This window comes from Pseudomonas agronomica (assembly GCF_025917275.1).
GTDB classification, from domain to species: Bacteria; Pseudomonadota; Gammaproteobacteria; order Pseudomonadales; family Pseudomonadaceae; genus Aquipseudomonas; species Aquipseudomonas agronomica.
Genome location: NZ_JAOSHO010001034.1, coordinates 1 through 489 on the forward strand (window position 1 = coordinate 1; position 489 = coordinate 489).

The 489-nt window shown below is 63.0% G+C and carries 1 pseudogene; it reads left to right on the forward strand.

Annotated features, from left to right (window positions below):
* Positions 1-62: 62 nt before the first annotated feature.
* A pseudogene (locus OC610_RS28760) lies at positions 63-489 on the forward strand (2-hydroxyacid dehydrogenase); the annotation flags it as partial.

The following is a 489-nucleotide window of genomic DNA, read 5'->3' on the forward strand; positions in this document are numbered from 1 at the left end:
CGGCAGCTCCTACGCAGGTCCTACGCAGGTCCTACGGGCTTGTTTTTTGCCAGGAGGCCGCCATGCGCGCCATTCTTTTCAGCAGCCAGACCTATGATCGCGACAGCTTTAGCAAGGCCGCTTTACCTACCGGCCTTGAATTGCAGTTCCAGCCGGCACGCCTGAACCTCGACACCGTGGCCCTGGCCGAACGGCACGAGGTGGTGTGCGCCTTCATCAATGACGATCTCAGCGCGCCGGTGCTGGAACGACTGGCTGAAGGCGGCACGCGACTGATCGCCTTGCGTTCGGCCGGCTACAACCATGTCGACCTGCCCGCCGCCAAACGCCTGGGATTAAGCATCGTCCGGGTGCCGGCCTATTCGCCCCATGCCGTGGCCGAACATGCGGTGGCGTTGATCATGATGCTCAACCGATGCCTGAACCGGGCCTGCAACCGCACCCGGGATGGTAACTTCAGCCTCAACGGGCTGACCGGCTTCGACCTGG